General features: G+C 43.9%; 19 protein-coding genes. All 19 read left to right on the top strand.

What is annotated here, in order from left to right; translation table 11 throughout:
* Positions 1-4 precede the first annotated feature (4 nt).
* A complete protein-coding gene (locus QMG91_RS25750) occupies positions 5-985 on the top strand; it encodes a polysaccharide pyruvyl transferase family protein (protein WP_281830860.1) in 981 nt (326 codons plus the stop codon).
* A complete protein-coding gene (locus QMG91_RS25745; protein WP_281830859.1) occupies positions 978-2390 on the top strand; it encodes an oligosaccharide flippase family protein in 1413 nt (470 codons plus the stop codon). Before QMG91_RS25750 ends, QMG91_RS25745 begins: the two co-directional genes overlap by 8 nt.
* Positions 2391-2402: 12 nt before the next feature.
* Entirely contained in the window at positions 2403-3530 is a 1128-nt protein-coding gene (locus tag QMG91_RS25740) for a glycosyltransferase (RefSeq protein WP_281830858.1), read from the top strand.
* Positions 3531-3553: 23 nt separating this feature from the next.
* Positions 3554-4447: a glycosyltransferase family 2 protein gene (locus QMG91_RS25735; protein ID WP_281830857.1), complete on the top strand. Its 894-nt coding sequence runs from the start codon at positions 3554-3556 to the stop codon at positions 4445-4447.
* Positions 4448-4449: 2 nt separating this feature from the next.
* Positions 4450-4662, top strand: coding sequence for a hypothetical protein (locus QMG91_RS25730; protein ID WP_045964905.1), 213 nt, complete (start codon positions 4450-4452; stop codon positions 4660-4662).
* The gene (locus QMG91_RS25725) at positions 4659-5786 is read left to right on the top strand and encodes a glycosyltransferase (RefSeq protein WP_045964907.1); all 1128 of its coding nucleotides are present in this window, start codon (positions 4659-4661) and stop codon (positions 5784-5786) included. Before QMG91_RS25730 ends, QMG91_RS25725 begins: the two co-directional genes overlap by 4 nt.
* A gap of 23 nt (positions 5787-5809) precedes the next feature.
* Complete coding sequence (locus QMG91_RS25720; protein WP_045964909.1) at positions 5810-6709, top strand: glycosyltransferase family 2 protein; 900 nt, start codon at positions 5810-5812, stop codon at positions 6707-6709.
* Positions 6706-7818 (top strand): glycosyltransferase, encoded by a 1113-nt coding sequence (locus QMG91_RS25715; protein ID WP_281830855.1) that lies wholly within the window; start codon positions 6706-6708, stop codon positions 7816-7818. Before QMG91_RS25720 ends, QMG91_RS25715 begins: the two co-directional genes overlap by 4 nt.
* Complete coding sequence (locus tag QMG91_RS25710) at positions 7818-8540, top strand: WecB/TagA/CpsF family glycosyltransferase (protein WP_281830854.1); 723 nt, start codon at positions 7818-7820, stop codon at positions 8538-8540. Before QMG91_RS25715 ends, QMG91_RS25710 begins: the two co-directional genes overlap by 1 nt.
* Before the next feature lies 1 nt (position 8541).
* Positions 8542-9294 carry a heparin lyase I family protein gene (locus QMG91_RS25705; protein WP_045964912.1) on the top strand — a complete coding sequence of 251 codons (753 nt, stop codon included), beginning with the start codon at positions 8542-8544 and terminating at the stop codon, positions 9292-9294.
* Between the two features lie 152 nt (positions 9295-9446).
* On the top strand, positions 9447-10550 hold the full coding sequence (locus QMG91_RS25700) for an O-antigen ligase family protein (RefSeq protein WP_281830851.1): 1104 nt from the start codon (positions 9447-9449) through the stop codon (positions 10548-10550).
* Between the two features lie 390 nt (positions 10551-10940).
* Complete coding sequence (locus QMG91_RS25695) at positions 10941-12044, top strand: O-antigen ligase family protein (RefSeq protein WP_239445648.1); 1104 nt, start codon at positions 10941-10943, stop codon at positions 12042-12044.
* 383 nt (positions 12045-12427) lie between these two features.
* Positions 12428-13336, top strand: coding sequence for a hypothetical protein (locus tag QMG91_RS25690; protein WP_022561780.1), 909 nt, complete (start codon positions 12428-12430; stop codon positions 13334-13336).
* A 225-nt stretch (positions 13337-13561) separates the two neighbouring features.
* Positions 13562-15262, top strand: a complete 1701-nt coding sequence (locus QMG91_RS25685) for an ATP-binding cassette domain-containing protein (RefSeq protein ID WP_004405807.1) — start codon at positions 13562-13564, stop codon at positions 15260-15262.
* Between the two features lie 10 nt (positions 15263-15272).
* A complete protein-coding gene (locus QMG91_RS25680; RefSeq protein WP_004405806.1) occupies positions 15273-16580 on the top strand; it encodes an HlyD family type I secretion periplasmic adaptor subunit in 1308 nt (435 codons plus the stop codon).
* A gap of 143 nt (positions 16581-16723) precedes the next feature.
* Positions 16724-17590: a UTP--glucose-1-phosphate uridylyltransferase GalU gene (gene galU / locus QMG91_RS25675; RefSeq protein ID WP_022561778.1), complete on the top strand. Its 867-nt coding sequence runs from the start codon at positions 16724-16726 to the stop codon at positions 17588-17590.
* Between the two features lie 30 nt (positions 17591-17620).
* Positions 17621-18025, top strand: a complete 405-nt coding sequence (locus QMG91_RS25670) for a VanZ family protein (RefSeq protein WP_281830849.1) — start codon at positions 17621-17623, stop codon at positions 18023-18025.
* 66 nt (positions 18026-18091) lie between these two features.
* Entirely contained in the window at positions 18092-19315 is a 1224-nt protein-coding gene (sbcD, locus tag QMG91_RS25665; protein WP_281830848.1) for an exonuclease subunit SbcD, read from the top strand.
* Positions 19312-22986, top strand: coding sequence for an AAA family ATPase (locus QMG91_RS25660; RefSeq protein WP_281830846.1), 3675 nt, complete (start codon positions 19312-19314; stop codon positions 22984-22986). The genes sbcD and QMG91_RS25660 overlap by 4 nt, the downstream gene beginning before the upstream one ends.
* Positions 22987-23011 lie beyond the last annotated feature (25 nt).

The following is a 23011-nucleotide window of genomic DNA, read 5'->3' as shown; positions in this document are numbered from 1 at the left end:
AAACGTGGAAAACCTTGCTCCAGTCATTCCATTCAACGAGCAGATTTTGGATTCGTTGAAGCAAACTTTGCTTGATAACTTTCGACCTCATTTAGAGAATCAGGATGCGATTTTCATCGATTATCCTGTTCACCTGAATGTTGGTGACTTACTTATTGCGGAAGGTACAGAAGCGCTATTTCGTGCTTTGAATGTCAATATCGTTGCCCGCATTTCAGAACGAAATCAGGAACGTCTTTTCTATCGTGATATCTCAGAAGACACAGTTTTGGTCCTTCACGGTGGCGGTAATTTCGGCGACCTGTATCCGCATCATCAGTCGCTCCGCGAGCGAGTCATAGAGGCATTTCCAAATAACAAAGTGTTGATCATGCCTCAGTCGGTTCATTACCAGGATCCTTCTCAGTTGACTCAAAAGGTGCCGCTCTTTAAGTCTCATAACAATCTTTATATGTTTGTACGAGATGAGCACTCATTCGACGTAATGAGTGAAGCCTTCGATGATGCACACCTAAAGCTGCTTCCAGATATGGCATTCGCGATGTCAGACCGCTGGAAAGGGATTGTTCGTACTTCCGAGGGGACACTAAGCCTCAGAAGGCGAGACATCGAAGCAACAGATACTGGTGAAGATGGCGACAGATTTGATTGGGATGATCTTTTCAAACCATTTGATGAACGTTGCTACAACATCGCCAGAAGGCTTGCCAGATATGAAAATAAACTGCATTTAAATTTGGGTTTGGATGCATTCTGGAAATGGTACTCCAATCACCTGATCAAAAGGGCGGTTGAGCGATTTACATCCTATAACGTTGTCGATACAGACAGGCTTCATGGCATGATTTTGTCTTTACTTGTTGGTAACGATGTTGTCATGCGTGATAACAGCTACGGCAAACTGCGACGTTATGCTACGTGCTGGCTTGGATTAAAGTTCGATGAGGCCTACGCAGAAGACGCAAAGAAAGCTGCAAATGAATAGCCGTGTTATCAAATTGCTGTGGATTGCATTTGAAAAGTTTGGCATGACAATTGTCTCTATCGCCACGTTTTTCATTTATGCAAAGCTTCTGACTCCGTCAGTATTTGGTATGGCGGTGCTTGCACTGTCTATTGGTCAGGGGGCGGCGTACATTTTTGGCAATCTGTTTGAAGATGCGCTGGTTCAGCATAAAGATCCACAGTCGGTGCACTTTGATACCGCGTTTTGGGGAGGCATTAGCTTAAGTGTTGCCCTAAGTTTTTCGATATTGGTAGTCTGCTGGTTGCTTGCTTTAGACACAGAACTCTTTGGTCTAATTGTATTTTCGTTACTCCACATCATCTTAGTCAGCATGGCATCGCTTTATGTAGCGATACTTCGTCGTACAGGGCGATTTGATACATTGGCAAAACGTTCGATGTTATCTCGCTTAGTTGGAGCCGCTTCAGGAGTTGGTTTGGCCTTGTATGGATTTGACAGTGTCGCTGTGGTTGCCCACTCAGTGATGATTGAAGTTGTCGGTCTGGCTTATCTACTTCTGGTTTCCAACCACAGAATTGGACTGAGCTTTCAGCGCAAAGTCTTTTTTGAGCTAGGTTCTGTTGGTTGGATGCTGTGCGTTCGACGCTTAAGTTGGGACGCTTCAATTCGAGGTATTCCAATTTTGCTCGGAGTGACATCAGGGACAGCGGCAGTCGGTCTGTTCGGATTTGCATGGCGTATGGTTGAAATGCCACGTAGTGCTATTGCAAGTGGGTTGCTCAGTTACGCGTTGCCTGTATTTTCACGTCGACAAAACGAAAAAGAAGAGCTGCGTCAACTGTTCCTGGCATCCACAAAATTCACTGCCATGATAGTCACGCCATTGTTTGTTGGGTTGGCCTTAGTGGCTCCAACGTTTGTTCCCTGGCTGTTTGGTGATAAGTGGTTAGATGCGATTTTACCCACTCAGATCTTTGCCATAGTCGCCGTGATTAGCCTTGCCCGGATCTATGTTCCAGTATCATTTACTGCGGTAGCAAAACCGAGTACAGCTTTGATTTCTGATGTAGTTGCTACATTGGTAGCGTTAGCCACTACCGCATTGCTTGGTGCTACCTACGGTGCGATGGCAGCCGCATTTGGCATGCTTTTACGTGTTTTCGTAACGATGCCGTTTAGTATGAAAGGCTACAACAAAATATTCGGGCTTAGCTGGTTTTACCAGATTAAACCCGTTTCCGCTGCTTGGTTGGCTTCACTTGGAATGACGTTTGCTGTTGTAATCTCAGGGCAGTTTATTGAATCGTCATTAGCGATAATATTTTTAGCCTCCTGTTTGATCGGTGCGGCGAGCTATGTGGTTTGCATGAAATTAGTGTATCCCTCCTGGCAGCAGGATTTCCGCCAATTTCTGAATAGATAAAGTTGAAATGATATGAATAACGTCATTATTTTTTCAAACCATCTTCTTGCCTACTCAGAAACGTTTATCCGATCACAGGGAGAAGCATTAAAGCACTTCAAGGCACAGTATGTAGGGAGTGATCAAGTCGAAAAAGGACTTTCACTTCCTAGTGACCGTACTCATCTTGTTCGAACAGGCATGCTGGGAACTTTGACGGACAAGTTGTTTAAATTGGGTTTCGTGCATCCCAATTTTCTCAGAAGAATGAGAAAGCTCAAACCTGAACTGATTCATGCTCATTTTGGTCCAAATGGAATGACTGCACTATCGCTTGCAGAGAAGCTAGGTGCCCCCCTTGTCGTCACATTTCATGGTCATGACGTCATTGAATCTCCAACAATGGAAAAACATGGGCGCTTGCATATCCGGTATATGGATCGGAGATCGAGACTTGCAGACAATGTGACTCAGTTTATTGCCGTATCGAAGTGGGTAAAAGAAAGAATGGTAAAACTCGGGTTTCCTGAAAGTAAGATCATTCAGCATTACATTGGTATCGATACTCATTTTTTTTCACCAGATGAATCGACTCACCGTGAAAAGATCATTCTTTGCGTTGGGCGCATGACTGCCTACAAAGGGCAACGATTCTTAGTTAAAGCCATGTCTAAAGTTCAAAAACTTGCCCCCGATTACAAGCTGGTGCTGGTTGGAGATGGCCAAGAAAAAGCGCAGCTTGAAGAACTGGCTCAATCCAAAGGAATTCGAGTTGAGTTTACTGGTCGGCAAACACCAGAGCAGGTTAAACAATGGATGCAGAGAGCAAGCGTGTATGTTCAACCTAGCATCAGAATGCCAGATGGAGAGGAAGAAGCGCTTGCCTTAGCTATTGTGGAAGCACAGGCAGTGGGGACGCCCGCTGTGGTTTTCAATACTGGTGGAATGCCTGAGGGCATTATTGATGGTGAGACAGGAACCGTGGTTAGCCAAGAGAACAGTGACGAGTTAGCCGATGCGATTTTGAACCTGTCTTATGACCATGAGCGTTGGGACCGATACAGTAAAAATGCCATTGAGTTTGTGCGTCAGACTCATAACTTAGATAAACAGTGTGTAGCACTTGAGAGTATTTACCAGAATGTGCTGCAGCAGAATTAACAAAATTTAGTAGGGATACGTCAGTGAAACTTTCCGTAATTATTCCATCCTACCAATCTCAAGATAACTTGGGGCGTAACCTGTCGGCTTTGGCTAAGCAGATGGATAAGGTCGATGCAGAGGTATTGGTCGTCGACTGTTCTCCTGGAAATGAAGTCGACCAGATTTGTGCTCAGTACCCGTTTGTCCGTTTGCTCAAAGAAGAAAAACGTTTTAACCCTGGTGGGGGGCGTAATATTGGGGCTAAGTCAGCAAACGGTGATTATCTTGTTTTTGCCGATGCTGATGTTGTCCTGGATGAGCAGGCGCTTCAAAACGTCGCAAAACACGCTTCAGAAGGAGCGAAAATATTTGGTGGCGCGCTGGACCTCGATAAAAAAGGGGATGTAACGCTTACCTCTTACATTGAGCATTACTATTTTAATCATGAAAGCCAGTCTTCTCGCACGCCTACTGAGCGCGCGAATTTAAGCTCGGCGCTTATGATCATCGAGAAAGCACTGTTTGATGAAATAGGTGGATTCAGTGATATTCCACGTATGCAGGACACCGAATTGACGGAAAGACTGGTACGTATGGGGCATACTCTGCATTTCTTCCCTGATGTGATTGGCTATCAGATTCAGGATTCTCCCTTCAAGAAAGTCATCAAAAAAATCTACATAACAGGGAATAATCTCTTCTTCCTCCGTTATCAGAAGAAGGATGGCGGCATGAATAAATGGCTACTTGCACTGCTACTGCCTTTGATGATGCTGGCAAAAATTACTCGGATTAACCTTCGTAATCTCAAGTACGCATTCAGCCCATTCATGCTGCTCGTGTTATGTCCCATCATGTACTTTTGTGGTTTTGCCTGGATGCTGGGCTTTTATAAAGGGATATTCGTCAGTGATGGTATCGCAGCAGGTCGTTAACCATGGGCATTGCATTTTTTTCGCTGACCGTTTCTGAAATGGCGTTTGCTTTTGTCTTCGCGATTTCCGAGATGAACATAGAGTTGCCTTTGGTGGCTATTTCTTTTGCTACCTGTTTGATTGGCGTAGCAAGCCGTGTTGTTTGCTTAAAACAGATTTCTTCGTCCTGGCAGTTGGGTATTCGCCAATCTCTGAATAAAGTCGAAATAATATGAATAACGTCATTATTTTTTCAAATCATCTTCTCGCGCATTCAGAGACATTTATACGGGCTCAGGGAGAAGCTCTTACCCAATATCGAGCACAATATTTTGGTAGTGACAGAGTAGAGTCCGGGCTTCAATTACCAGAAGCGAGAACGCATATAGTGAAATCTGGGATGTTCGGAGTCATAACCGACAGGCTGCTCAAGCTAGGTATAATTTTGCCTAATCTTCTGAGCCGCTTTAAGTCTCTGCGACCAGATCTTATACATGCTCATTTTGGTCCTAATGGATTGACGGCTTTATCTCTTGCCGAAAAATTAGATACTCCGCTAGTTGTAACTTTTCATGGTTTTGATGTGATTGAACGCCCTTCATTGGAAAAGCACGGGCGATTGCACTTGCGGTATATGGATAAGCGTTTTGAACTGGCTGACAGGGCGACTCAGTTTATTGCCGTTTCAGACTCGATTAAAGAACGAATGGTACGCCTTGGGTTTCCTGAAGACAAAATCATACGTCATTACATTGGTATAGATACTGATTTCTTTACGCCCTCTGAAAGCATAAAACGAGAAAAAATCATTTTGTGTGTCGGTCGAATGATTCCAATAAAAGGGCACCGATTTCTGATTGAAGCTATGTCGAAAGTTCAAAAACTTGCCCCTGACTACAAGCTGGTGCTGGTGGGAGATGGTGAAGAAAAAGCCCATCTTGAAAAACTGGCTCACTCAAAAGACATTCAGGTTGAGTTTACTGGTCGGCAGACACCAGAACAGGTCAAACATTGGATGCAAAGAGCAAGCGTGTATGTACAACCAAGCGTCAGAATGCCTAATGGGCAGGAAGAGGCGCTTGCTCTGACTATTGTGGAAGCGCAGGCAGTAGGGACGCCGGCTGTGGTTTTCAATACTGGCGGCATGCCTGAAGCCATTATTGATGGTGAGACTGGGACTGTGGTCAGCGAAGAAAGCGTTGACGAGTTGGCCGATGCGATTGTTAACCTGTCCTATGACCATGAGCGTTGGGACCGATACAGTAAGAATGCGGTCGAGTTTGTTCATAAGACTCACAACTTAGGTAAACAGTGTGCAGCACTTGAAAGCATTTATAAAAATGTGCTGCAGCAGGATTAACTAAATTTAGTAGGGATACGTCAGTGAAACTTTCCGTCATTATTCCATCCTACCTATCTCAAGATCACTTGGGACGTAACCTGACTGCGTTGGCTAAGCAGTTGGATGTGGTTGACGCAGAGGTATTGGTTGTAGATTGTTCACCGGGGATTGAAGTCGACCAGATTTGTGCTCAGTACCCGTTTGTCCGTTTGTTTAAAGAAGAAAAACGTTTTAACCCTGGCGGTGGTCGCAATATAGGGGCTAACGCTGCAAACGGCGATTATCTTGTTTTTGTTGACGCTGATGTTGTTCTGGATGAACAAGCGCTTCAAGACGTTGCAAATCACATAGCAGATGGTGTGAAGATATTCGGTGGTGCACTGGATCTCGACAAAAAAGGAGACCTAACACTGACCTCGTATATCGAGCATTATTATTTTAATAACGAATCCCAGTCCTCTCGCTCGCCAACAGAGCGCGCAAATTTAAGCTCGGCGCTCATGATCATCGAGAAAACGCTGTTTGATGAAGTGGGCGGGTTCACTGATATCTCACGTATGGAAGATACGGAACTGACGGAAAAGCTGGTACGCATGGGTCATACACTGCACTTCTTTCCTGATGTGATTGGCTACCAGATTCAGGATTCTCCCTTCAAGAAAGTCCTTAAAAAAATCTATATAACGGGGAACAATTTGTTCTTCCTTCGTTATCAGAAGAAGGATAGTGGTATGAATAAATGGGTACTTGCGCTACTACTGCCTTTGATGATGCTGGCAAAAATTACTCGAATTAATTTTCGTAATCTCAAATACGCATTCAGCCCATTCATGCTGCTCGTATTATGTCCCGCCATGTATTTTTGTGGTTTTGTCTGGTTGCTGGGCTTTTATAAGGGGATATTCATGAATGACGGCATAGTGGCAGGTCATTACTCATGAGTATTGCAATTTTTTCAATCAGTGATCAGTACCTTAAATTTCATCGTCGTCCTTTTATCAAGGCGATAAGTGAGGAGTTGGGTAATGAAGACACACCTCTGCTTTATTTTAAAAGGCCAAAATGGTTTTTAAAGGCAGACAGTAGCTACAAGACTCCGGAAAAGATTGGCAACGTACAAGTGCTGCCTTTACTTACTTTGCTGCCTGTCAGCTGGACAATGAACAATGCACTTGCTCGCTGGCTCACGGTAACCTTGCCGATTAAGTGGCAAGTAACGAAAGCGGGAAAGCGTTCTGGCAGCAAAGTGAGTTGTCTCTGGTTTTACAAGCCAGACCAATACCTTTATCTAAAAGGGGTTGGGGTGCCGTACGCTTACACTCACTACGACAACTACGATGATGATAAAGAGTATCCGTTTTCTCATTACTCTTCTTATCAGCAGACATTGAAAGCCTGTGTGACTAACAGCGCTGCATGTTTCGCAACCAGCCATCAACTGGTCGAGAAGCTTTCTAAGCTGACTTTACATTCAAATGTACAGTATTTACCTAACGCTGTGGGCAGTGAATGGGTGAATGCATTCGACAGAGAATCTGTCTCAGAAAACGTTATTGGTTTTGTAGGTTCTATCGATCAGTCGACCGATGAGCGTTTAATTGAACAGGTTTGCGAGCGTTATCCTGACATGACCATAATGATGGTAGGAAAGGTTGGAAATGACGCCATTACGGCTCTTTCTCACAAATATTCGAATTTAACGCTGACAGGGCTAGTTCCTTACGAACAATTGCCCAATTTTATGTCCACATTTAAAGTCGGAATATGTCCCTACCGAATGTCTCCTTTCAATCAGTACCGTAACCCTTTGAAGTTATATGAATATTGCGCTGCTGGTATTCCGTCTGTCTCTAGCCAATGTGACTTTGACAAGGAAGGTAAACGACTGGTCCACGTTGTCGAAACGGATGATGAGTTTGTTGATTCAATAGGCAAGGCAATTGAATCTGATACTCCATCAACAAGAGAAAAAAGAAAAGCGTTTGCAAAACAAAACACTTGGGCAGTACGAGCAAAAGAAGCGCTCAACTACATTAAGGCAGCAGTTTAATGAAATTGGAATTTCGTCAGTTCGTTTCAAAAATTACCGTATTTGAATCAACCGATCGGGTTGTTCAACATTGTCGTCAGAATCTTGAAGAAGGAAAACGGCTCAATATTGCATTCCTGAATGCCCATGCTTTTAATCTCGGATGCAGAAATTCGGGCTTTGTCGATTCCATCATGGCGAGCGATCTGGTTTTACGAGATGGTATTGGTGTAAAGATCCTTTTCAAAATGCTGGGTAAGGAGCCTGGATACAACCTCAATGGCACCGATCTCATTCCTGTATTGCTTACTCAGGTGTATCAGGGGAAAAAAGTGGCATTGTTTGGTTCAACAAACAAAGAACTGACGGTTGCCAGACAAAAACTTGAAACTCAGAATGTACAAATAGTGACCGTTCTTGACGGCTTTAAGGAACCCAGTGCATATGTTCAACATCTTGCCGATTACGAGGTTGATTTGGTGGTGATGGCAATGGGGATGCCTAAGCAAGAAGCCGTGTCTAAAATGATATGCGAGACGTATCCAAACATATCGACCATCAACGGTGGAGCTATTGTGGATTTCATAGCTGGTAAGGTTGAAAGAGCACCTGAATGGGTGCAAAAACTCAGCTTAGAGTGGGCTTACCGGTTAATGAGAGAGCCGAAGCGCTTGTTCAATCGATATGTTATTGGAAATGTCACTTTCTTGACCCGAGCTATGATTGTGAAATTGAGTGGATAATATGTTAGTCAGCAGGAAGCGATACTCAGCAGTATTTTTCGTTTGTGCACTTTTGACGATGACTTTTTCTTCGTCAGCCAGCCAAAAAAAAACACTTCAACAAGAAGAATTTATTTCTACAGAAAATCCGGTTTCATTCGTTTACGAGTGTCATCCAGAATTATGGGACAAAGGATCGCTCAGCACGTCTGTAGAGTTCAAGCTGAAGCCTAAAAAAGGCAGGAAGCGCTGTGAAATTGCAGTTCAAAAAGGGCTTGAACGAGACAAACCCTTCTCCTTGAGTTTTCGCTTTTTGGTTAACGATACTTACCAGTATTCCAATCAGTGGCACAGCTATTTCCAAATTCATTCCTTCCCTGACAAAGGAGAAAGCTGGCGTTGCCCAATCATGGCACTAGAAACTAAAAACGGAAAACTCAGAATGTACAACCGCTGGGATCAGAAGAAGATATCCAGCACCAAACGTGGCTCCTGTGCTGCAAATGGTAATTCTATTCGTTCTCGGACGCTTTTCGAAGGTGTGAGCTACGCAGCTAATGTATGGAATCAGTTTAGAATAGAAGGCGTTTTGTCTACTTCTGATAACGAGTGCCTCAAAACTTATTTAAATGGGGTTTTGCTAAGCGAAACCTGCGGCCCAAACACATTTAACGATGCCAAAATGCCATTTTTTAAACTGGGTATTTACAAGCCAACAAGCTGGGATAAGTACCCCGAGATAAGCCTGAAAGTTAAGGATCTGGAGCTTAACTAAGTATGCTGATTCGAAGAGACTCTTTTAATTTTTTCTGTCTGACTGCACTGTTTTATCTGGTACTAGTCCGATCCACTAACATGGGTTTCGGTTACCCGGCTGCTCAACACCTATTGGGTCACATTAGCTATACACCGCAAAAGTTCATGCAGATGGCGCAGCTTGCTCTAATTGCCTTATTCTTTTTCTTTACAGGGAAAAGGTTATTGGCGCAGCTGAGGATCAGCGTTTTGGCATACATCATTATTGCGTTTAGCTTACTTTCGATTTTATTTTCTCCAAACTCAAGTCTCGCCCTTAGATATTTGATCTCAGTTTCTGTTGTTTCGATACCAGTCTTTCTCTATTACCGGTATTACGGACCAGAAGCGCTATACAATACGCTGGTCACCTTTTTTACGGCAGTCGTCGTGCTGAATGTCTTATATGTCATTGTGTTTCCGCAATACGCGATCATGAATGGTGTGCATGCGGGTTCTTGGCGAGGGCTCTTTGTTCATAAAAACGGAGCTGGTTCGTTCTTTGCGGTGATCAGTATTATATTTTTTCAGCGCTGGTGGTTTGAATCAAAACGCAGGGATATGAAACAACTGGGTTTATTCTTGTGTTGTTTGCTAATGGTTATCATGTCTCAGTCGATAACGGCGTTGCTGACAATGGTCATAGTGATGACCACTTTTTTCTTCGTACGTTTTGTAATAGCCAAACCACTGATTCGTCAGAAAATAGTATTGCTGACTTTTTACTCCGTAGGCCTTATTTTCTCAGTGACATTATTGAATGTCTTTCTGTACGACATTCTCATCTTACTCGGGAAAGACCCGACTCTGACAGGTAGAACAGGGCTTTGGGAAGTGCTATTTGGGTTGATATTTGAACGACCGTTGTTCGGGTATGGAATTGGTGTGTTTAGCCGGCCGGAAATCATGTATCAGTATTCCTCGGCGTTTGGTTGGGCGGCGAAAACTACGCACAGTTCCTATATGGATCTCGCTCTTGGTATTGGCATTCCTGGGAGCATAGCTGTATTTATCTGGATAGGTAAAAGTATGTTTTCTGCCCTCATGTCTAAGACAATAACTCACACTTATGAGCAGCAGTTAGCGGTTGCAATTGGGGTAATTACTGGCGGTTTAACTATTGCATCTGCCTCAAGTGGTGTGTTGTTAAGTAACGCTTTCATATGGGTTCTAGTTCTAAGTATGATTTTGTTCTGCCACTCAAGAGAGGTAGAGGATGAAGTTCAACCAGATTAGTTACTCATCTGTGGACTTCGTTGTTGGTTAGGTCGAACAGCCATCTGAATACGTGCAAAAAACTTAGCTTAGAGTGAACTCAGCGGTACTTTTTGTTTGTGCACTTTTGATGATGGCATTTTCTCCTGCCAGCTCCAAAAACAATTCAGTAAAAAGAATTTATTTCTACGGTAAATCCGGTTTCGTTGGTTTATGTATGCACCGACGTTATGGAACAAAGGATCTGGAGCTTAACTAAGTATGCTGATTCGAAGAGATTCTTTTAATTTTTTCTGTCTGACAGCACTGTTTTATCTGGTGTTGATCCGATCAACCAATATGGGATTCGGTTATCCTGCTGCTCAGTATTTAATTAGTAACATCAGTTACACACCGCAAAAGTACATGCAAATGGCACAGCTTGCCCTTATTGCTTTATTCTTTTTCTTTACGGGAAAAAGAATATTGGCACAGATGAGGATCAGTGTATTGGCATACATCATTATTGCGTTCAGCTTACTTTCGATTCTATTTTCTCCAAACTCAAGCCTCGCTCTTAGGTATTTAATCTCGGTTTCTGTTGTTTCGGTGCCTGTCTTTCTTTATTACCGGTATTACGGACCCGAAGTGCTATACAAAACGCTGGTCACCTTTTTTACAGCAGTCGTCGTACTGAATGTCATATATGTGTTCCTGTTTCCACAGTACGCGATCATGAATGGTATACATGCTGGTGCGTGGCGAGGGTTGTTTGTTCATAAAAACGGAGCAGGTTCGTTTTTTGCTGTAATCAGTATTATTTTCCTTCAGCGTTGGTGGTTTGAATCAAAATGTAGAGATTTAAAGCAACTGATTTTATTTTTGTGTTGTTTGCTAATGGTTATTATGTCTCAGTCAATAACAGCATTGTTGACAATGATGGTGGTTATAACCACTTTCTTCTTTGTACGTTTTGTAATAGCCAAACCCATGATTCGCCAGAAAATAGTGTTACTGGCGTTTTACTCCACAGGTCTTATTTTCCTGGTCATTTTATTAAATGCGTTTCTGTACGACATTCTGATATTACTTGGGAGAGATCCAACTCTGACAGGAAGAACAGGGCTATGGGAAGTTCTTTATGGGTTGATATTTGAGCGACCATTGTTCGGGTATGGAATTGGGGTATTTAGCCGACCTGAAATTATGTATCAATATTCGGCGGCGTTTGGTTGGGCTGCAAGATCAACACACAGTTCCTATATGGATCTTGTTCTTGGCATTGGCATTCCTGGGAGTATGGTTGTTATTGTTTGGATAGGTAAATGTATGTTTTCTGCGCTCATGTCCAAGACACTGACTCACACTTATGAACAACAGTTAGCGATTGCAATTAGTGTGATTACGGGGGGGTTAACCATTGCATCTGCGTCAAGTGGGGTATTGCTAAGTAACGCTTTTATATGGGTTCTAGTTCTAAGTATGATTTTGTTCTGCCACTCTAGAGAAGTAGAGGGTGAAGCTCAGCCGGATTAGGCACTAATTCATTAGTTTGGTATGAGTAGAGCTAACTCTTTGATCTACATGTAATTGAACACTTCTTCTTTTATTTTCTTATTTATTGTTACTAATAAAAAAATAGTACTGAGTTTTTTTATTCATTATTTTTTAAAAAATTGGACCAATATTGTCATGCCTAAAATTAGGAAAAGTCACCTTATTTAATTAACCCTTTAATATTAGGTTAGTAAACCCTAATGCTGTAGTCCTATTTTGTCATTATTGTATGTCAGGGCAGTGTCAAATTGATGTTAAGGTCAATATAATTTTTCCTGATATCAATAATCTGGCATCAAAAATAATAAGCCTTATACCTTGATGCTGGTTAACTTGTGTTGTTAATAATTGGAGACATGGAAATGACTACAACTTATGTAGGGACGACGAATACAGATGGCACAGGCTCAGCGTCAGGTCTGAATGCAGGCAACGCTGCTCTTTCTCTTATTGGAACTGGTAGCGTGTCAGCAGATGGTGTAAGCCTAGAATCCACAGGTGGCATATTGAGTGCCACAGTTCTTTCTTCTGATACCTGGAACAAAGCAGGTTATAAGGAAGCAAAAGTAGATGGCAATGATAATCTTGTTTACGTAAACAACTTTGTTGACGTAGATATTGATAATAATAATTCGCAAGGCGCTTCAATCCTGGTAGCAAATGCTAAACGCGGTACGATTGATACGGGCAACGGTAATGATGCAATTACTATTGCTGCGTTTTCAAATAGCTTGAACTGGGGCAATTTATTTGAAGTGAACAGCGGATTTGGTAACGATATTATCACTATTACCCATGCAAAGAATTCCCAATTTACTCGTTTTGAAATAGACGCAGGAGCAGGGAATGACGTTGTGGACGTATCAGGTCTATTAGGTCCAGCTGTCGGCGCAGAGCATCGTTTTGCTGATGGCGGTTCAGGTTTTGATGTACTGAAACTAAGTGGTACGGATACGGTATCATTTGAAAACTTCGAAGTAGTTCGTGGCGCAGGCAAAATTGCACCAGCAGCATTGACCATTGATGACGCATTGCTGGCGGCAAACAACGCGGAAGCAGAAGTCGGCTTCGGTCTTGTGCTGTCCAACATTGATATCACGTTGGATGGCAGCATTCTGGGTCACGACAGTTATGAGCTAACTGCGGATGAAGCAATGTATCTTGACGCTCAAGGTCTGGATGCGGATGACTTCTATTCTGTTACTGTGTACACAGAAGAGGGTGCTTACCAGATTCTGACTTCAGATTCAGACTACGCACCAGCTGTTTAACTGAGTATTACTGAGGGATCGCTTTTTCGAAGCGATCCCTTTTCATACTTAGCTCATGCACAGGTTTGAAATTATTCCCAATGTAACTTTTCGATATGCCCGTTGAATCAAAGGCATCCTATACTCAGGCTTCTTAATTTTTGGTTGTGGCTTTTCTTAACAGCGACAGACAAAAGTTAGGGTGGTTAGGAATAATTATAAAAAACTCGCAGGCAATATACGTCTATGAAACTCTGGTCAACTTTCTCAACGTACCAAAAGAAAAACTTTTTCTATTTTCAAGTTTTCTCGGTATTCGCCAATCTTCTGGTTCTCGTACTGCCAATTTACAGTTTGCAGGTATTCGATCGCGTTCTTTCTTCAAGAAGTACAGACACGTTGCTCTTTCTCGCGTTAATTGCGATTTTCTTGCTGTTAGTGCAAGTTTGTATGGACTATACGCGCCAACAGATTCTCAATAATCTGTCCTCAATTTATGACAGTTCTTTTGGTGAATTGCTGATTCAAAAGAGCTTAGGCTTATCATCTAAAAATGCTGCGGCAGCACACAAAGCCGTTCAAGATCATCAGTTAACGAAACAGTATCTAGCTTCGCCGTTCCATCGCAGTTTGTCAGACCTCCCCTGGACATTTATTTTTATTATCGTTTTGTTTTTGCTGCATCCATTACTGGGCATGTATGCGCTGCTCTCTACCGTGGTATTGGGTGCCGCCAGCGGATTACTGCTTCTCTTTACCCACAAAAATATGAAAGAGGCACGTTCGCTTTCTGTTCAGCATTCCTCTTCTGTTCAAAAGTTATTCAGTAAAGGCAAGTTGCTCAAGTCTTATCAGGCATCCGGAAAAGTCGTTGATCGCTGGAGACAAAAACAGTCAAAAACACTGGAACAGGATGAACGATCTAAGCGAATGACCAACCACGGACAAACGGTACTGAAATTTATTCGCATGTGTGTTCAGGTTGGTGTATTCGCCGTAGGTGCCTGGTTGGTGATTCAGGAACAGATTATGGCCGGTTCTCTGCTGGCTGCTTCCATTCTACTGGCAAGAATCCTCGCCCCAATCGATCAGGGTGCAAGCCAGTACTTTGGCTGGCTAGAATCAAAAGAAGCCTACAAGCGTATTTCCACCATTCTTGCTAGCCATCAGGACGACAATAAGATGGACATCGCAATGGAAGAGATTGAGTTGTCCGTAGACAAGGTTACCTATCGTGGAATCGGTGAGCGATTACTGGTTCACAACATTGGCTTCAATCTCAAGCCCGGACACTGTTTAGCAGTGAAAGGTGCTTCTGGTTCGGGTAAGTCAACGTTACTCAAGCTACTCGCTAACTACTACTCACCCACTCAGGGGCAGGTTCGAGTTAATGGCATCAATGTTGATAAGCTCGATCCAAACCGTCTGGCTCAATCGATTGGTTACTTACCTCAGGTGATAGATGTATTCGATGCCTCGGTATCCGACAATATCAGTGGTTTTGGAGATCATCTCGATCTGGATGTACCTGAAAAAGTAGTGAAAGCCAGCAAAGCGGCACTTTGCCACAGTTTTGTAGCGAAGCTTCCTCAAAGTTATGGAACGACTCTGGGGCTTGAAGGTGTGGAGCTTTCTCGCAGTGAAATGCAGCGTCTTGCGCTCGCCAGATGCTTCTATTATCAGCCCAAACTTCTCATTTTGGATGAACCAACGTCTTTCTTAGATAACGCCATGGTCCAGCAACTGGTTAAGAATCTGGATGAATGGAAAAAGGCGGGGGTAGGAATCATCTTCGTCAGTAATTCACCTCAGATGATGAAATTGGCGGATTACGTGGTTGAGCTGAAAGACGGCGTTATTCACGATGCTTTCGAAAACAAACCCAAACAGAATAAGAATAGCGTGAACATTGCTAGCCATAGCAATTATCAGGCTATTAAGTACTAGGAGCGGTGATATGAAAGATTCTCTCTCCTTAATGACAGATAACAATCGCTTAATTCGTCGTGCGTTAGTATTCCTTGTAGTTAGCTTGGGCTTCTTTGCTACCTGGACATGGTTTGCCAAACTCGATTCTGCCGCTATCGCTTCAGGTATCGTGATTGTTGAAAGTAAGCGTAAGAGCATAGAACACCTTGAAGGTGGCATTGTTGCCGATGTGTATGTCCGCGAAGGACAGCAAGTCGAGAAAGGTGCGCCTCTGATTAAGATCTCAGACATCACTTTTCAGAGCCGCCTTAAGCAGACCCAGTTAACGTGGATCAGCCGTCAGATCGAATACCAGCGTCTGCTGGCAGAGCGAGGCAATCTGGATCGGTTTGTGCCTAATCTGGAAAAGGATTTGTTTCCACATTTGGTGTTGGAAATTGAAACCTTAATCGCGAACCAGCAGTCTCTATTCGCAAGTCGTGTGGACATGCGTAACAAAGAACTGGATATTGTCGATTCGCGTTTGAAACAGACCAAAAATCGCCGAGCATTTTCTTCTCAGATGCTCGCTCAGCGCAAGCAAGCCCTCGAATTCCTTAATGACGAAATTGAGATGCACGATCAACTTCTTGCTGACGGTTTCACCTCACGTCTGAAAGTGCTGGAACTGAAACGATCAGAAGTATTGCTCGTATCTGACATCATTTCAGTTCAGGCAGAACTTGATGGTCAGATTTTGTCTGTTTCAGAGCTTGAGCAGCAAAAGAGTGCCATTCAGCAACGCAACCGATCTGAAGTCGAAACCAAAATTGCAGAAGTTCGCAATGCCCTTATCTCGCTTGAAGCAGAGCTCAAGTTAGCCAGTGATGTGCAGGCGCGAACGGTGGTTAAAAGCCCCGTTAGCGGTGTTGTACTTGGTTTGCAGGTGAACACATCAGGAGAAGTTGTAGGCGCAGGTGAAAGCTTAATGGAAATTGTGCCAGACAACGACAGCCTGATAGTCGAAGCCATAATTAACCCGACGGATATTGATGTAGTGAGAATAGGGCAGCAAGCCTTAATTCGCCTTTCTGCATTTAACTTCCGGACGACGCCACCAGTACATGGTGAAGTGGTTTACATTGATGCAGACAGAATTGAATCCAACGGCGAGGAAGTCAGTGGATTTAAGGTGAAGGTAAAGCTTAACCAAGACGAAATTTCTAAGAATCCAGATCTGGAACTTTATCCGGGTATGCCAGCGGAAGTCTATGTGCTTCTCGAAGAGAAGCGTCCGCTGGACTATCTACTCGAACCACTAAAAGTCAGCCTTCTCAGGGCATTCCGAGAGAGTTGATGACATAACTAAAATCCAATTGAAATATCGCGAGGGTAATGTCGACAGGTCTTGATATACCCACGCGAGTACATTTACCAATAACAATAAAGATATAAATTTTTTGGGCAAGGACCCAAACAGGACTAAGAAACGGAGTTGTAATGATCAAGAAATGCTTATTTCCGGCAGCTGGCTATGGAACGCGCTTTTTACCGGCAACGAAATCAATGCCGAAAGAGATGATGCCTATCGTAAACAAACCTCTTATTGAATACGGGGTTGAGGAAGCGATTCAGGCAGGAATGACGGACATGTGTGTGGTGACAGGGCGTGGTAAACACTCTCTAATGGATCACTTCGACAAAAACTACGAACTGGAGCATCAGATCAGTGGCACTAACAAAGAAGAGCTGCTGATCGACATTCGTGAAATTATTGATGCCGCGAATTTCACCTACATTCGCCAGCGCGAAATGAAAGGTCTGGGTCACGCGATTCTGACAGGACGTGAGCTGGTGGGTGACGAACCTTTTGCTGTGGTTCTTGCTGATGACCTTTGTGTAAACAGAGCGCAAGGCGTGCTCGCTCAAATGGTCGCGCTTTATAAACAGTTCCGCTGTTCTATTGTCGCAGTAGAAGAAGTGCCAGTTGAAGAAACCCACAAATACGGCGTGATCTCGGGTGAGATGATCAAAGACAAGCTCTACCGAGTTGACGACATGGTCGAAAAACCAGAGCCAGGTACAGCACCAAGCAATCTGGCTATCATTGGTCGCTATATTTTGACACCAGACATCTTCGAACTGATCGAGCAAACAGAGCCGGGTAAAGGTGGCGAAATTCAAATTACTGATGCGCTTCTAAAGCAAGCCAAAGCTGGTTGTGTTCTGGCGTACAAGTTTGATGGTCAGCGTTTTGACTGTGGTAGTGTTGAAGGTTACATCGAGGCAACAAACTACTGCTACGAAAATGTTTATTTGCAAGGGCGCTCTTCCGAGCTTGCAAAAGAAGTGACTGGTAAGAAATAATACTCTGAACCGAATTCAGAGAAATATTGAATGAAAAACTTCGATACTCAACAGACCAATCATGCCAATTTCGTGGTTGGTCTGTTTGTTTTGGTCGTGCTAAGCGTTGCTAGCCTTTCGATTTTGAAAAGTGCCGGTCTGCTTTCTGGTGATCTTGGACAGGCAGTTCAGTCACACGACCTGATTTTCCACGTCGCATTTGCCTTGGTACTGGGTGGGTTAGCTGGGCTAGCGAGTCGCGCTTCTAACAAGCCAATGGTCGCGTTATTGCTATTTTTTGTGGTAACAGACGAGTTATTGCAGATTTGGTTACCAACAAGGCAGTTTTCCTGGCTGGATATGGCTTGCAATGTTTTTGGGTGTCTGGCGGGTGTACTGATATGCCATGTCACTTTATTTGCTCATGCTCAATGGTTTAGCCGGTCGACAACCTAAAAATCGCTGTCATTGATTTCTACCTGCTATTACACTTGTGCGATGTTCTAAACGAAAAACAATGACATGCGCATCATTCACACCTCAGACTGGCATCTTGGGCAAAACTTCTACACAAAGAGCAGAAAGAACGAACATCAATCCTTTCTGAACTGGCTCCTCCAACAAATTGAACAGCATAATGTCGATGCGTTGATTGTCGCGGGAGATATCTTCGATACAGGATCTCCCCCAAGTTACGCCCGAGAAATGTATAACCAGTTTGTGGTGCAACTGCAAAAATCAGACTGCACTTTGGTGGTATTGGGAGGAAATCACGATTCAGTATCCGTCCTGAATGAAACCAAGCAAATTCTCGCCTATCTCAATACTCATGTGATTGCCAGTAGCCTAGAACAAAGCCAGGATCAGGTTGTGGAATTGGCAGACGGCAGTGGAAATGTCGGTGCTCTGCTTTGTGCGATCCCGTTTTTACGTCCACGTGATTTAGTCGTTAGCCAGTCAGGAGACTCCTCCACTGATAAAAGGTTAGCAATTGCAGATGCAATTAAAGATCATTACGCCAGTGTTTATCAGGCAGCAGTTGAGAGGCGAAAAGCGTTAGGTGTCGATGTTCCGATTATCGCCACAGGGCATTTAACGGCATTAGGTGTAAAGCAGTCGGAATCTGTACGCGATATTTACATTGGAACACTGGAAGGGTTTACAGCCGACGGCTTCCCGCCCGCTGACTATATTGCTCTGGGGCATATTCATCGCCCGCAGATTGTCGCAAAGCAAGAACACATCCGATACTGTGGTTCCCCCATTCCACTCAGCTTTGACGAATTAAAGTCGAACAAACAGGTGCTTTTGCTCAATTTTGAACATTCCCATTCTCCAGAGATCACGTCGTTAGAAATCCCAAGCTTTCAGCCAATGGCAACTGTATCCGGCTCATTAACAGAGTTGGAAACCGATCTTAAAAAATTTGTAGAGAGTAAAGAAACGGTTTGGTTGAGTATTGAGGTTGAAATCGACGACTACCTGTCAGATTTGCAGCAAAGAATTCAAAAGATGGTAGAAGATCTTCCTGTTGAAGTACTGCAGCTTAAACGAAGCCAGTCCTCAAGGAGAAAAGCGCTCAGTCAGGAACGAAATGAAACGCTGGACGAACTGAGCCCATTAGACGTTTTTACCAAACGCATTGCGCAAGAAGTATTTGAAACGGATGAAGAACTGGCTCGCAAAGCTCGGCTTGAAGAGAAGTTCATTCGCATTGTCGCTGAGGTCGAGGAGGAGAAAAAGTGAAAATACTGTCTCTGAGGCTTAAAAACCTGAACTCTTTAAAAGGTGAATGGAAGATCGACTTCACTCAGTCACCATTCACCGACAATGGTTTGTTCGCGATTACTGGTGCAACGGGTGCAGGAAAAACCACACTTCTTGATGCAATCTGTCTGGCGATTTATCACAAAACGCCTCGGCTTGGTCTGCTAACCCAATCCAGCAACGAAGCCATGACCAGAGGAGAGTCTGAGTGCTGCTCAGAAGTCGAATTTGAGGTAAAAGGAAAAGCCTACCGAGCGTTTTGGAGCATGCGTCGCTCAAGGGGCAAAGCGGACGGAAAGCTTCAAGGTGCAGAAGTGGAGCTTGCGGAGGTGGAAGGCGGAAAAGTGATCGCCTCGCAAGCGAAGAAAAAGCTGGAAGAGGTAGAGCGCATAACCGGGCTGGACTTTGACAGATTCACCAAATCCATGATGCTGTCTCAAGGTCAGTTCGCGGCTTTCCTAAATGCCAAAGAATCCGAACGTGCAGAGTTGTTAGAAGAGTTAACAGGCACCGAGATCTACGGTCTCATATCAGAACGAGTTCACCAGCATTGGTCAGAGTCAAAACAAACCTTGATTGCGTTAGAATCAAGGGCTCAAGGCGTTCAGCTGCTTGATACGGCTTATCGTGAATCGCTAAATGAAGAACTGTCTTCGCTAAAAAACCAGCATGGAACTGCGAAAAAAGAGAAAGAGTCCTTTGATCAATGCGCTAACTGGATAAAAGAAAAAACCGATTTGGCAGCGGAGCTTAGCCAAACGTCGCAATCGCTGATTAATGCTGAAACAGCACTTGCCGAAGCCAAGCCAGAGCTCGATAAACTGGCTGATGCCGAGCCTGCAGAGCAAATCAAACCACTGCATGACAAACTTTCTGACATACATAATACACATCGCCAGTACACGGAATCCCTAGAGAGCCTTCGCAAGCAGGCAACTGAGCTGGAGTCAGAATGCAAGGACGTTGATGCGGAAGTTAAGGTTTCAGAATCGACGTTGCAAAGCACTAAGGTCGCTCAACAGGCGTTAGAAGACCTGATCACACAAACGGTTATCCCTTTGGACAGTGACATTTCACAAGGAAAACAAAAGCAATCGTCCTTGCAGTCTGAAATTCATGAGAAGAACAACAAAAAGCATACACTGGATGCGTCTTACCAACAGCTCACAACCAAACTGAAAGAACAGAGTGACACGATCGCTGAGAGCGAAAAATTCATTGAGCAAAATGCAAATTTGAAAGATGTGGCTCCAAAGCTGGAAGGTTGGAAAGTCCAGCTTACAGGTCTGGAAAATTCAAGCCGCGAACTCACCGAGATTGTTTCAAATCTGTCTTCACTCGGTATTCAGCAAGCTGAGCATATTGAAAAGCAGAAAAAAATAGAATCTGAGTTGGAGCTGGCTCATTCAGAACTCAAATCGAACAAAGAAAAAGAACTTCAACTGAGTTCAAGTCATCAGGCTTTGTCTGGGGCTTCCAGCCTTGAAGAGATGGAAGCTCAACAACAAGCGATGAATCAGCAAGTTATTGTTACCCATCAGTTGCAAGGGTTTCAGGAACGCTGGTCTTTAGTCTCTAATGAGCAACAGCAACTGTCTCAAAAAATGGCTCAGCAAGAGTCTGAACTGAAGCTTCAAAATCAGCAGCGAGACAGCTTGCGGGAACAATACAAATCTCAGAATCAGCTAGCTCAGTCACTTGCTCAACTTGTGACACAGGAAGAACATCTTGCTGTCTACAGAGCTAATCTGAGAGATGACCAGCCATGTCCACTGTGCGGCAGTCTTGAACATCCGATACTTGCTGATGGTGCCGTGTCAGTGCCAGAAACTATTGCACAAAAAGAAGAAGCAGAAAGACGTTTATCCGAGTTAAAGCATCAGGGAGAAGCGCTGTCGGTCGAGATAAAATCTGTTGAGTTCCAACTTTCAGAGAATCAGAGCAAGCTGTCGGCAGGGCAAACGGAACTGGAACAACTCCAGTTGCAGTGGAACCAAAAACTTCCGGCACTAGACACAACCATTGATATTGTTACGCCTTCCAGTGCAGCAATTTTGACAGCAAGCCTAGAAGAAAAGGTCAAAGCCAGTCAGTCTCAGATCAGTCAATTAAAAGCCGCAGAAAAAGCTTTGGAAGAGTCGCAGAAGCAGACTTCCACACTGTCAGAGAAAGCAGTGCAGCTTGAAAATCAGCTTAAGCTTGAAACGAAAGACACCCAATTGATTGAGAAGAAACAACAGGATTTTGCTGAGCGTAAGCAAAAACGTGAGGCTCAACGCTTGGAGCAACGTCAGGAGCTGCAAAGTGCGATGTCTGAAGCGAATCTGAAGGTTCCAGACCAGAATGTCGAACTATGGATTAATGAGCTAAAAGATCAGGTTGACGCGTTTCAGAATAAGGAAAAATACCTTAATGATCTTCGTCATTCGGTTACCCAGCTATTGGCAGAGCAGAAAAATCTCGACTCTCAGCAAAGTGAGTTAACAGATGCTTTAAACCAGTTGCAAAAGCAGTTGGTCGAAACGTCAGATCTGCTTAATGAACGAATAGCGAAACGAGCGGAAGTGTTTGCAAACAAGTCAGTTGACGATGAAAGGCTGAAAGCTCGCGAACAAGTGGCACAGGCAGAAAGAAGCACCGAGCTGATTCAGACTAAGCACAAGTCTCTGAAAGAAAAGCAGGCATCTCTTTCCGGGCAGCAATCTTCAATCAATAAAAGCCTAAGCAATACTGTGGTTTCAAAGAGCCAGATTCAGAGTGAATGGGAACAAGCTTTGTCATCAAGCCCCTTTGATACTGTTGAGCAGTTCCAAAGTGCGTTGTTACCAATCGAGGAAAAAGCTCGCATTCAGCAGCTCAAACAGTCGTTGAATGATTCCGTTACTCAGCTTAAAGCCATTCAGGAAAGCGCTAATCAGAAACTGAGTGCTCTGAACTGCCATGAGAAAGCGCCTGAATGGATTGATATTAAGTTAGAAGACATTCAAAACCAACAGACCGAAGCCCAAAGACATCTTGAAGGGTTGACGAAACGTGAAGGCGAAATCACTCAGGAACTGGTATCCGATGACAAAAGGCGAGAAGAGCAATCTTCATTGTTTGAAGAAATTGAACAGTACCGGGTTGAGTATGATGACATCCAGTATTTGCATTCGATGATCGGCTCCCAGAAGGGCGATAAATTCCGTAAATTTGCCCAAGGTCTGACCCTCGATAACCTGATTTATCTGGCGAACAAACAACTTTCAAGGCTCTATGGTCGATATCAATTGCAAAGAAAGCAAGGGGAAGGGCTTGAGCTGACAGTATTGGATCTTTGGCAGGGCGATAATGAAAGGGACACCAAAACACTATCGGGCGGGGAGAGCTTTCTCGTGAGTCTTGCTCTGGCGCTGGCATTGTCCGATCTGGTGAGCCACAAAACCAGCATAGATTCCTTGTTCCTGGATGAAGGTTTTGGCACCTTAGATGCGCAAACATTGGACATCGCGCTGGATGCGTTAGACAGCCTGAACGCATCCGGAAAAATGATTGGTGTCATCAGCCACATAGAAGCGATGAAAGAACGCATTCCAGTCCAGCTAAAAGTGACCAAGAAGAGTGGTTTAGGTATCAGTGAGTTAGCGCCTGAATATCGCTTTAACCCTTAACTCCGACGACCTTAGAGATCTGATA

Origin of the sequence: Vibrio nigripulchritudo (genome assembly GCF_027924785.1) — a bacterium.
Classification (GTDB): domain Bacteria; phylum Pseudomonadota; class Gammaproteobacteria; order Enterobacterales; family Vibrionaceae; genus Vibrio; species Vibrio nigripulchritudo.
This window is presented reverse-complemented; position numbering and strand designations above follow the sequence as displayed.

Coding starts and splice junctions, on each gene's coding strand:
- QMG91_RS25745 (WP_281830859.1), top strand. CDS start 978: ATGAATAGCCGTGTTATCAAATTGCTGTGGATTGCATTTGAAAAGTTT.
- QMG91_RS25740 (WP_281830858.1), top strand. CDS start 2,403: ATGAATAACGTCATTATTTTTTCAAACCATCTTCTTGCCTACTCAGAA.
- QMG91_RS25730 (WP_045964905.1), top strand. CDS start 4,450: ATGGGCATTGCATTTTTTTCGCTGACCGTTTCTGAAATGGCGTTTGCT.
- QMG91_RS25725 (WP_045964907.1), top strand. CDS start 4,659: ATGAATAACGTCATTATTTTTTCAAATCATCTTCTCGCGCATTCAGAG.
- QMG91_RS25715 (WP_281830855.1), top strand. CDS start 6,706: ATGAGTATTGCAATTTTTTCAATCAGTGATCAGTACCTTAAATTTCAT.
- QMG91_RS25710 (WP_281830854.1), top strand. CDS start 7,818: ATGAAATTGGAATTTCGTCAGTTCGTTTCAAAAATTACCGTATTTGAA.
- QMG91_RS25705 (WP_045964912.1), top strand. CDS start 8,542: ATGTTAGTCAGCAGGAAGCGATACTCAGCAGTATTTTTCGTTTGTGCA.
- QMG91_RS25700 (WP_281830851.1), top strand. CDS start 9,447: ATGGCGCAGCTTGCTCTAATTGCCTTATTCTTTTTCTTTACAGGGAAA.
- QMG91_RS25695 (WP_239445648.1), top strand. CDS start 10,941: ATGGCACAGCTTGCCCTTATTGCTTTATTCTTTTTCTTTACGGGAAAA.
- QMG91_RS25690 (WP_022561780.1), top strand. CDS start 12,428: ATGACTACAACTTATGTAGGGACGACGAATACAGATGGCACAGGCTCA.
- QMG91_RS25685 (WP_004405807.1), top strand. CDS start 13,562: ATGAAACTCTGGTCAACTTTCTCAACGTACCAAAAGAAAAACTTTTTC.
- QMG91_RS25680 (WP_004405806.1), top strand. CDS start 15,273: ATGAAAGATTCTCTCTCCTTAATGACAGATAACAATCGCTTAATTCGT.
- galU (WP_022561778.1), top strand. CDS start 16,724: ATGATCAAGAAATGCTTATTTCCGGCAGCTGGCTATGGAACGCGCTTT.
- QMG91_RS25670 (WP_281830849.1), top strand. CDS start 17,621: ATGAAAAACTTCGATACTCAACAGACCAATCATGCCAATTTCGTGGTT.
- sbcD (WP_281830848.1), top strand. CDS start 18,092: ATGCGCATCATTCACACCTCAGACTGGCATCTTGGGCAAAACTTCTAC.